Origin of the sequence: Bradyrhizobium zhengyangense (assembly GCF_022012555.1) — a bacterium.
Taxonomy (GTDB): domain Bacteria; phylum Pseudomonadota; class Alphaproteobacteria; order Rhizobiales; family Xanthobacteraceae; genus Bradyrhizobium; species Bradyrhizobium zhengyangense.
The window spans coordinates 31125-41219 of record NZ_JAKLTZ010000029.1; the positions used below are offsets into that span (position 1 = coordinate 31125).

The 10095-nt window shown below is 60.4% G+C and carries 6 protein-coding genes and 6 pseudogenes; 8 read left to right on the forward strand and 4 right to left on the reverse strand.

Annotation, left to right across the window (positions count from 1 at the left end; all coding sequences use genetic code 11):
* Positions 1-3 precede the first annotated feature (3 nt).
* Together L6639_RS40590 and L6639_RS40595 are read right to left on the reverse strand one after the other, a co-directional pair.
* Positions 4-636, reverse strand: coding sequence for an acyl-homoserine-lactone synthase (locus L6639_RS40590; RefSeq protein WP_128929826.1), 633 nt, complete (start codon positions 634-636; stop codon positions 4-6).
* A gap of 81 nt (positions 637-717) precedes the next feature.
* A complete protein-coding gene (locus L6639_RS40595; protein WP_128929827.1) occupies positions 718-1449 on the reverse strand; it encodes a LuxR family transcriptional regulator in 732 nt (243 codons plus the stop codon).
* Between the two features lie 576 nt (positions 1450-2025).
* Here L6639_RS40595 and L6639_RS40600 point away from each other — a divergent pair.
* The 7 genes and pseudogenes from L6639_RS40600 to L6639_RS40630 form a co-directional block, all read left to right on the forward strand.
* On the forward strand, positions 2026-3441 hold the full coding sequence (locus tag L6639_RS40600) for an amidase (protein ID WP_128955110.1): 1416 nt from the start codon (positions 2026-2028) through the stop codon (positions 3439-3441).
* The gene (locus L6639_RS40605) at positions 3438-4346 is read left to right on the forward strand and encodes a 3-hydroxyacyl-CoA dehydrogenase NAD-binding domain-containing protein (protein WP_128929829.1); all 909 of its coding nucleotides are present in this window, start codon (positions 3438-3440) and stop codon (positions 4344-4346) included. Before L6639_RS40600 ends, L6639_RS40605 begins: the two co-directional genes overlap by 4 nt.
* A gap of 257 nt (positions 4347-4603) precedes the next feature.
* Positions 4604-4738 (forward strand): annotated as a pseudogene (locus tag L6639_RS40610) (transposase); the annotation flags it as partial.
* Positions 4739-4897: 159 nt separating this feature from the next.
* Positions 4898-6359, forward strand: a pseudogene (gene istA, locus L6639_RS40615) (IS21 family transposase).
* Between the two features lie 11 nt (positions 6360-6370).
* Positions 6371-6872, forward strand: a pseudogene (locus L6639_RS40620) (ATP-binding protein); the annotation flags it as partial.
* Positions 6873-6954: 82 nt separating this feature from the next.
* Positions 6955-7978: pseudogene (locus tag L6639_RS40625) on the forward strand (IS110 family RNA-guided transposase).
* A gap of 265 nt (positions 7979-8243) precedes the next feature.
* Positions 8244-8384, forward strand: a pseudogene (locus tag L6639_RS40630) (ATP-binding protein); the annotation flags it as partial.
* Between the two features lie 6 nt (positions 8385-8390).
* Here the strand turns inward: L6639_RS40630 and L6639_RS40635 are convergent.
* Complete coding sequence (locus L6639_RS40635; protein WP_128929830.1) at positions 8391-8750, reverse strand: hypothetical protein; 360 nt, start codon at positions 8748-8750, stop codon at positions 8391-8393.
* 49 nt (positions 8751-8799) lie between these two features.
* On the reverse strand, positions 8800-9186 hold the full coding sequence (locus L6639_RS40640) for a recombinase family protein (protein ID WP_128929831.1): 387 nt from the start codon (positions 9184-9186) through the stop codon (positions 8800-8802).
* Positions 9187-9696: 510 nt separating this feature from the next.
* Here L6639_RS40640 and L6639_RS40645 point away from each other — a divergent pair.
* A pseudogene (locus tag L6639_RS40645) lies at positions 9697-9816 on the forward strand (ATP-binding protein); the annotation flags it as partial.
* Positions 9817-10095 lie beyond the last annotated feature (279 nt).

Sequence of the window (10095 nt, forward strand, 5' to 3'; positions counted from 1 at the left end):
CAGTCAGGCGGCGTGCGACAGGACTGGAGTCCAGAGAACTGGGCCGGCGAGTCCACCGGCCGCACGTATCCTGTCCAAAGCATTGAGCGTGATTTCCAGGTGGCCGGCGACAGCAAGCGTGTTTCCAATTTCACAAGGCGATGCAATCCGGCGAAGCGGCCATCCTGCGCGCCTCAGAATTCGCTCCATCCGGACGTCGGTGACTGTGACGATGCTCGTGAGCTGTCGAGACAGACCAAACTCAATCATGCCCGCGAAGAGTTCGTAAGTTGCCCTCGCAAGCCCGTGTGCCGCCTTCGGAGCATCTGAAGGAAGATCAACTGCAAAGCGGCTGCTCTCCCACACATGAGGATCCGATGGGGCAGGGCACTTTCCCAGGAGCACAGAAAAGGTGTCGCGGATCATCGTCGGGCCGGTTGTCGGCAAAAGGCGAACCGACCCCTGCACCAGTCCCTCGACCGACGTTTGGACGAGATATACCGGACCTAGCGCGTCAAACTCGTCGGTCTCCATCTCGCCGGAACTGTGAACGCTCCAATCTAATCTTTGCTTGAAGACGCGATGCCGCAGCCTGTGCATGGCCGCTAGCGTTTGGGAGAACGCGCCGTGAAATGGTTCGGCAATCAGTTGAATCATGACCCCTCCTGTCCGGATTTCGACTATATGGGAGAGCCGGGTGCAAATGGCACCACGTACAACTAGAGGGGCGGCGCGGCCCTAATCTTGCCTAACTGCCTTAGCAGCGCCAAGTCGTGAAGTCGCTTCGGCCAATGTCCTCACGCCCAGCTTGTTCTTTGCATTATTCAAATAGGACTTCACGGTATTTGGCGATATCTGCAGGATCTGCCCAATCTCCCATGTGGTCTTGCCCTTTGCGACCCAGTCGAGGCACTCCATTTCGCGACGTGAGAGTTCAACGTTAGCGATCATCAGTTCATGAGAAAGCTTTTGCCGCACGCGCCGGTCGAAAGAAATGGCCATGAACTGGAGGACCTCCGAGCGGCGCTCTATGCTCAATTGAAATGCTCGGTCATTCTGGTCGGTGGCAAACGTCAAGGCGGCCATGGAGGCGCCGTTGTGGATTGGAACGGTGAATCCCAATCGGATCCCACACTGAGCAGCTTCGTCGAGCAAGCTTCGCTGCGCCCGAGAAATCAATCTATGAGGTTCCCTGTGGTCCCAGCTAAAGGGCTCCGTGGTCTCCAGCGCACGCTCGATAATGGGGTCGAGGCGCTCATAGTGACTGCGCACATAATGCGCAACCCAATTGGCGGGATACGTGGAAATCACGAGGGCGTTCTCACCCCGTCTCTTCGGCCAGGCCAGATAAGCCAAACATGGCAGCTCAAGTGCGCGTCCGGTGACCGCCAAGGCGTCGCTAAAGCCATCAGCGTGGTTCGCGTTGATCAGCAGATTGAGAAAATTTTGGAAGATACGGTGCGTGCTCATTCGCATACGATTCGGTAGAGAAGATGAGCGACGTTACGAGTCCCTTTGCTGCGTAAAGGCAAGTTGTTCGAAAGTCTCGCGACGTCACACTGTTAACCGACCAGCGATCGAGCTGCACCTATTCAGCTCACGTCCACTTTCGACACGGCGCAACCGACATCACTGTTCTGGGCGGTTCTGTAGGCGAGAACCGCCAAAGAGCGCAAGGACGACAAGCCCTGATAGTTTGGCGGTCATCTTCCACACACGCAACTACACTTAGAGGCCGCAGTCCTGCGCTCATCGCAGAATTTGGCAGGATAAATGCGCGTACGCCGGGATTCTTCGCGGATTTACTCCCAAAGTGGTCCTACGTTCTCTACGGCAGGCGAGGCGGGGCTGAGGAAAAGCTAAGAGATAATTTTTCGTAGGCAGACGGGGCCGTGCGCGTCAAGCGCCGCCCAGCGTTCTGCTCGCCGTCCAGTTGGAGACTTTTCTATGCGTCGTCGAAGCGGCCTTTCGAAAATGCCTACACTTTTGCGATCATTGCTCTCGATCGCCAACTAAGGGGACGACGGCAAGAGACGGGGTTCTGAAGTGCATGAATTGATCAGGCAGACCGCCTGCAGTGTTGTCGAAAAATTGCGGAATGGCGAAGTAAGCCCCCTGGAGCTGCTGGACGCGCTGGAGCAGCGGATCGGGCAAGTCGACGGCAAGCTTAACGCGCTGCCCATCCTTTGTTTTGATCGCGCGCGCACACATGCTCGTACGCTGATGGAGCGACCTACCGGCGCACGTGGGCTGCTGGCCGGTCTTCCCGTTCCCATCAAAGATCTGATTGACGTTGCCGGCACTCGCAACACACAGGGCTCCCCGATCTTCAGGAACAAAATAGCTGAGACGTCGGACATCTTGGTCGAGCGCATCGAGCAGAATGGTGGTGTTGTTTATGCAAGATCGAACACCCCCGAGTTCGGAGCGGGGGCCAACACGGTCAATGAACTCTTCGGAGCAACGCTCAATCCGTGGAATCCAGCTCGCTCTGCTGCTGGCTCGTCCGGAGGTGCCGCGGTTGCGATCGCCGCCGGCATGGCTTGGGTTGCGCATGGCTCTGACATGGGGGGCTCACTCCGAAATCCGGCGAGCTTTTGCGGTGTAGTGGGTCTTCGGCCGAGCTTGGGCCGAGTGGCCCGAACTCCCAAATCTAAAATCGACCGCAACCTCGGCATACACGGACCAATGGCGCGCAATGTCGAGGACGTTGCGCTCCTGTTGGACGCAATGAGTGGTGAGCATCCTGCCGATCCACTGTCCTTGCCGGCACCCGCAGAATCGTTCCTGACGACCACGCGCACGGCAAAGAGACCAAGACGGGTTGCCTATTCGGCCGATCTGGGCATTACACCCGTGGATCCTCAAATTGTGGAAATTACCCGCGGCGCTGCAGCGCGCTTCGTCGAACTTGGTGTAATCGTCGAAGAAGCTCACCCCGATCTTCGAGAAGCTCAAGAGTGCTTCCACGTTCTCCGCGCATTCGATTTCGCTATTAGCAAAGCTGCTCTACTTCGAAGCCATCGCGATCTGCTCAAGCCGGACGTCGTTTGGAACATCGAAGAAGGGCTGAAGCTTTCTATCGAGCAACTCGAACGCGCCGAGGAGCAGCGAGTTGCCATGGTGGTGCGCGTACTTAAGTTTTTCGAGAAGTACGATCTTCTCTTGACGCCGGCAACAATCGTAGAGCCTTTCCCCGTGGCCAACAGCCACGTCATGGAGTGCGACGGCAGACAATTTGAGAATTACGTGGATTGGGTTGCCATCGCTTTTGCAATCACCCTCGTCTGTTGCCCCGCGATGTCTCTGCCCTGCGGTTTCACGAGTTCCGGCCTTCCGGTAGGCTTGCAAATGGTCGCTCCCCCTCGAGCCGACGGGCAGTTATTGGCCGGTGCTAAACTGCTTGAAGATAGTTTGGGGCTACTCGGCAGTACGCCGATCGATCTGGGGCTCGCAACATGAATGGCACAATCGCGGTTCTCGGCTGCGGGCTTATAGGCCAAAGCTGGTCGGCGCTATTCACTGCCTATGGTTATGACGTCGTCGGCTGGGATCCAGCGCCAAAATCGCAGTCCCTGTTGCAAGAAGCGATTTCTCGATGTCAGAAGCAGGTTTTTCGTCCCTCGGAACTTGAATCAGGCCTTGGTTCCTTTCGCCTTGTCGAGACACCGGAACAGGCGGTTTCCGACGCCTTTTGGGTTCAGGAAAACGCACCCGAAGTGCTCGAGTTAAAAGGAGAGCTCTACGGCCGCGTTGAGGCGGCAGCCCATCCCGATACGGTACTCGCAAGCAGTACATCCTCTCTAACTTGGTCACAGCTTGCCACCAGCCTAAAACGAACCTCGCGATTCATTACTGCTCATCCCTTCAATCCTCCACACATCATGCCGCTAGTGGAGATTTATGGGGCCGATGCTGATCTTCGGACGACGGCTGTGTCGTTCTTTCGCGGGCTCGGCCGCGAGCCAGTTCTTTTAGCCCGCGACGTAGTAGGGCACATCGCCAACCGGCTTGCTTCAGCACTCTGGCGTGAAGCGGTCAACTTAGTCGCCGAGAATATTGCTGATGTCGCCGCTGTCGACGCGGCGCTCGTGCATGGACCTGGGCTGCGCTGGTCAGTGGTCGGTGCACATATGGCCTACCACCTTGGTGGGGGTCCTGGGGGAATTGAGCATTACCTGCGACATCTCGGGCCTAGCCAGGAACGCCGATGGGCCACGCTAGGTCAGCCACAGCTTACTCCCGATGTCTGTACCCGTCTGGTCGCTGGCGTCCATGCAGAGGCGGATGGCAGATCGATTTCCGAATTAGAAGGTGAACGTGATCGCGCACTCTTGAGACTCCTTGCCGCGCGGAGTTCAATTTAAGCATATGGACAAGCTCAGCGTGGGTTGACTTCAGCGACAATTGGAAGACAACCTGTACATCCGAGCCGGCGCTCGCAGGACTGACGCGCCGTTGACATTGGCCAAAGCTGTTGCCTGACGGCGCTATCAAGCGTGAATTGCACCAAACAATCATCATTGCCAAGCCGCCGACGGCGCGTGGCACGCTCCCTCAGTCTGAGCTGCTGCCGGTTTGATGGACACCGAGATTAGGTGTTTCATGAAGCCGGAGGTGGGCGATGAAGAGACGGAAGTTTAGTCGCAAGTTCAAGATCTAGGCGGTCAAGCTGGTCCGGAAACGCGGGGTGTCGGTGGCACAAGCCGGCCGCGACCTGGACGTTCATGAGAACGTTCTGCGCAAATGGGTCAAGGAGTTCGGCTGCTGATTCCGCTTGATGTCGCCCACCATTCCGGGATGATGTCGCCCGGGGTATCGCAAGAGCGAACCCGGGGTGACGAGGCCTCTTCTGGCTCCGATACGGTCCCGCCTTTCGTTGCGAAGGGGGACCTGGATGCCGACGGAGAGGCTTGCGATGCGCCATGTGCGCGATGTGATCAGATTGAAGTCGGCTGGGATGCCGACCCGCGAGATTGCGCGGCGGTTGGGGACGGTGCCTTCGACGGTGCGGTTGACGATCCGCCGGTTTGAAGCGGCGGGGCTGACCTGGCCATTGCCCGACGGCATCACCGACGCTGTGCTGGAAGCCCGGTTGTTCGCCAGCGCGGGAGCCGGTCTCGGCACCCGGCGTGGCCATCGCCGGCAGGCGGAGCCGGACTGGGCGGCGGTGCACCGCGAGCTCCGGCGCACGCACGTGACGCTGTCGATCCTGTGGGAGGAGTACATCGCGGGCGAACCCGGCGGGTATCGCTATTCGCGGTTCTGCGAGCTCTACCGGGCCTGGGAAGGCCGGCTGTCGGCGACGATGCGCCAGTCGCATGCAGCCGGCGACAAGCTGTTCGTCGATTATGCGGGCGACGGCGTGCCGGTGGTGATCGACCGGTTTACCGGCGAGCGGCGCACCGCGCAGATCTTCGTCGCGGTGCTCGGCGCATCGAGCTTCACCTGCGCGCAGGCGACCTGGACGCAGGGGCTCGCCGACTGGATCGATGGCCACGTCGGCGCCTTCGAGGCGATCGGCGGCGTGCCGGCACTGCTGGTGCCGGACAACACCAAGGTCGCCGTGATCAAGGCCTGCCTGTACGATCCGCAGATCAACCGCAGCTACGCCGACATGGCGGCGCAATACGGCACCGCCATTCTGCCGGCCAGGCCCACGGCGGCCACGGGACAAGGCCAAGGTCGAGCAGGCGGTCCTCATGGTCGAGCGCTGGCTGCTCGGACGGCTGCGCCATCGGACCTTCCACAGCCTCGCCGAGGTCAACGCGGCGATCGCCGAGTTAATGACCCGGCTCAACGAGGAGCGACCGATCCGGCGGCTCGGCGTGACCCGCCGCAAGCTGCTGGAGGAGATCGACCGGCCGGCACTCAGGGTCTTGCCGGAGAGCCCTTACGTGTTCGCCGAGTGGCGGATCTGCCGGGCCAGCATCGACTACCACGTCGAGGTCGAGGCGCATTACTACAGCGTCCCGCATCGCTTCGTCCGCGCCGAGGTCGAGGTGCGCTTCACCGCCCGCACCGTGGAGATATTCCACAAGGGCGAGCGGATCGCCGCGCATCAGCGCATGAGCGGCAACCACAAGCACACCACCGTGCCGGAACACATGGCGTCCAGTCATCGGCGCTACGCCGGCTGGACCATCGAGCGCATCCGCAAGGAGGCCGCCGCGATCGGGCCGGCCACCGCCGCGCTGTGCGACCTGATCCTCGATGAACGCACGCACCCCGAGCAGGGCTTTCGCACATCGGCGCGCACCTACGGCTCAGTCAAATCGATCCTCGCCAACAATCTCGATCGGCGGCCTTCACCCAAGCGGCCCGCGGACGACGCGCCGATCCTCCATCCCAACAACCGCGGGCCGCGCTACTACAACTAGGAGATCACGCCTTGCTCACGCATCCGCCCCTCGATCAACTCTACACGCTCGGCCTGCATGGCATGGCGAAGGCGCCTTCGCCGACATCGAAGCCGGCGGCGAGGCCGCAAGCCTCGGCCACGCCGAATGGCTCGCGCTCCTGCTCGAACGCGAAGCGTCGCTGCGACGCGACAAGCGGCTGTCGAAGCGGCTGCAATACGCCAAGCTGCGCCAGGAGGCCTGCGTCGAGGACATCGACTATCGCACCCCGCGCGGCCTCGACCGCAGCCTGCTGACGATGCTGGTCGAAGGGCAATGGATCGACGACCACGCCACCTTTTGATCTGCGGGCCCTCCGGCGTCGGTAAGAGCTGGCTCGCCTCAGCGCTCGGCAACAAGGCCTGCCGCGACAATCGCTCCGTGCTTTATCAGCGCGTCCCACGGCTGTTTAGCGATCTCGCTTTGGCGCGCGGCGACGGCCGCCACTCCCGCCTGCTGCGCGCGCTTGGCCGCGTCGATCTCCTCATCTTTGATGGTGTGGACGGCCTCACCTCAACGGCATCATAGTGCCAAGGCGTGGTCGCCAGAGCGCCACAAAGAAGGGGGACCGTCCGAGATGAAGTTTATTAGAATAGGCGTTGATCTCGCCAAGAACTATTTTCAGATTAATGCGCTGTCTAGTGAGGATGCACCAGCCGTAAAGCGCAAGCTGACGCGCCGGACGATGCGCGAGTTCTTCTCGAGGATCGAGCCGTGCCGCGTTGGCATGGAGGCTTGCGGCTCAGCCCACTATAGGGCGCGCGAACTGAAGGCCATGGGACACGATGTGTCTCTGATGCCGCCGGCCTACACAAAACCCTATGTCAAGCGAGGTAAGAACGATGCCGTCGATGCGGAAGCCATCTGTGAAGCGGTCTCGCGCCCTGCCATGCGTTTTGTGCCGATCAAGAGCGCTGATCAGCAAGCGACCCTGATGTGGCACAAGACGCGCGAGCTGCTGGTCAAACAGCGAACGATGAGCGTGAACGCTCTACGCGGCCATTTGGCCGAATTCGGTCTTGTCGTCGCCAAGGGCACCGGCCGCGTCGACGAGCCTTTAGGCCTCGCAGAAGGCGATGCGACTCTTCCCGACGCCGCTGTCCTGGCCGCGAGGGTTCTCGGTCAGCAAATTGATGCGCTCGGAGGCGCACTCGATGATTTGGAGAGGGAGATCGCCAAGGCTCACGCGCTCAGCGAGACGAGCCGTTCGCTCGGAGAAATTTCCGGCGTTGGCAAGCTTGTTGCCTCGGTAATTACAGCCAGTGTACCAGACCCAAGCGTATTCAATTCGGGACGGGATTTTGCTGCCTGGCTGGGTCTGACGCCCAGGCAAATTTCAAGCGGGGGTAAACCAACTCTCGGAACCATCACCAAGGCGGGTAATCGATATATAAGGAAGTTACTCGTTCTCGGAGCAACATCGCTTCTAAACGTTGTGGAAAAACGCCGCGGCGGCTTGCGCGACTGGATTGTCGGGCTTTTGGCTAAAAAAGCCGGCGCGGCTTGTGACCGTCGCCCTCGCCAACAAGCTTGCTCGGATCATCTGGGCAATGATGAAAACCGGAGAATGCTTCCGCACCGAGATGTTCGCCAAACTTTGAGTGTCGGACAGCCGCATCGAAGAGTTATAAGCTTGGTAAGTGCAAGAAAGGCATGATGAAAGACAACGGTCGCCACCGAAAACCAGGAAAACCCGACCAGTCGTGTGAGCCTCAAAGCTCGCATCCTTGATGTGACCCCTTGGTTGTCGGACTTCATCAGGGCCAGCGGAGATATGATCCGCGCTAAACGCCGGACATACGATCGCAGCCGTCCAAGTCGTTCGAAGTGCCAAATTGTGCTTGCCATCAGAGGCCGTCCACATACGACGACTGGGGCCTCGAGCCGCTTGACGCCGCGGCCCGCCACGACCTCCTGGAGATCCTCGAGGACCGCTACGGCCGCGGCTCCACCATCGTCACCAGCCAGCTCCCGATCGATCAATGGCACGCGCTGATCGGCGAGCCGATGACTTCATGATGCCTCCTCCTTCGAACGCTTGGTGTGTTGTACTCGATTGCGAAGCTGACTGATTTGTTCGTCTGAGAGCTCGATCTGCCATGGCTGGCCTTTGGTTAACTGACGACCTGCCAGCATTCCGCGCGCGAGATAGTCGAATACCGTCTGCGGGGTTACTCCAAGCTCAGCCGCTGCGCCCTGAATCGAGAAGCTGCCGTCGGGCCAGCGCATCGGATTCTTGTCTACGCCGTTGATTTTGACCGTGGGAATGCCCCAGCGGGTGCGCAACAGCCGGACGTTCTCGCCTTTGAAAGCGCAGCCTCGGGCCGCGACAAAGCCTTCCTGATTGAGGATTGCCGCGATCTCGGCATCCATTTTATGTTCAGCATTCAACTCGACGATCCGTCGCCGCAACCGATCAATGTCAATGTAGTTGCGGTAGGTATGAACGCGCCGTTGTACGTGATGCTCGCTGGTTGTGGCGGTCTGCCAGACGACGGGCCAAGCGAGAAGCGTCGAGGCTCACCACAAGGCCGGCGTTGCCAAGGCCGATCTCGGCAATGAGCTTCTGGAAACCATGACGATCCACAGCGCCAGCTCCGGACTTGCCCAGATCCTCGTCAATGACCTGGACGCGCTCCGGCGGCCAGCCCAGACCGATGGCCCGATCGACGAGGCGGTACTGCAGCTCGGTGCTCTCCTGGTGCTGGCGCACCTGGTTCACGGATGACTGCCGCACGTAGACGTAGGCCAACTTGGCTCGGTGTGCGGTCGTGAGCCGCTCGTCAGCGACGGTCGAGCTGATCAGCACGACCCAGTCTCCTTCCGGCCGTGCCGGGAACCGCTTGCATTCGCCGCAGCAGCGTGGCGAGGATTTGAGCGATCTGGGTTTGCGTCGCGGTCGACAGATTCGGCCACAGGCGCGGAATGTCGGCCGTCGGACGGCGGGGTGGATTTGCCAATATCGGCAGGGGTCGATACGCAACGCGACCTGGAAGCGGTCGGTGGGTCATCGCGAATCACCTTCTCGTCGAGAAGGCTCAGACTCGCGCTCAAATGTTGCATCAATGGGATCAGCGTACGGGCACTGATGCGCGGCAGATCGGCGGCGTTCGGGCGAGGCGTGATCGGCGTCTCGACAAGATCCGTCGACGCGATCCGAACTGCCCGCGGCCGGCCGTCCGGCAGCGCGACAACGACGTAGGCGGGACCGCCCCCGACCGCTCCTTCAGCACCTCAAGCCGGTGCCCAAAAAGAAAATGATGCGGGTCAGTGATCGTGACGTGAGACACGACCCGTTCCAAAATAGGGGCACTCTGTTGTGTTTGGTGATCCCACCTACGCCGACGCCGTCCTCGACCGCCTGGTCCATAACGCCCACCGGATCGATCTGAACGGCGAAAGCATGCGGCGAACCCGCAAACCTGACCGAAAGGCCTGAGCCTGTGGCGCTGTGGACATGCCGCTACGCTTGGACAACGCAAGAGCGTTGCCCACATGCCCACAGCAGGAACAACAGAAAAACCCGCCCGTCGAGCCGCGATTCAAGATTGACCACGCGGCTTCGCCGATGCCAGAAACCAGACAGCCAGAACGCCTCGCGCCCCGGGCGACATCAAATCGGAATGGTGGGCGAGATCATCTCGGAATACTGGAGGGTTCAAATAGGTCCCGCGTCGCAGATCTCGCCGCAAGTCCAGCGCGGGACCTATTTGAAGCT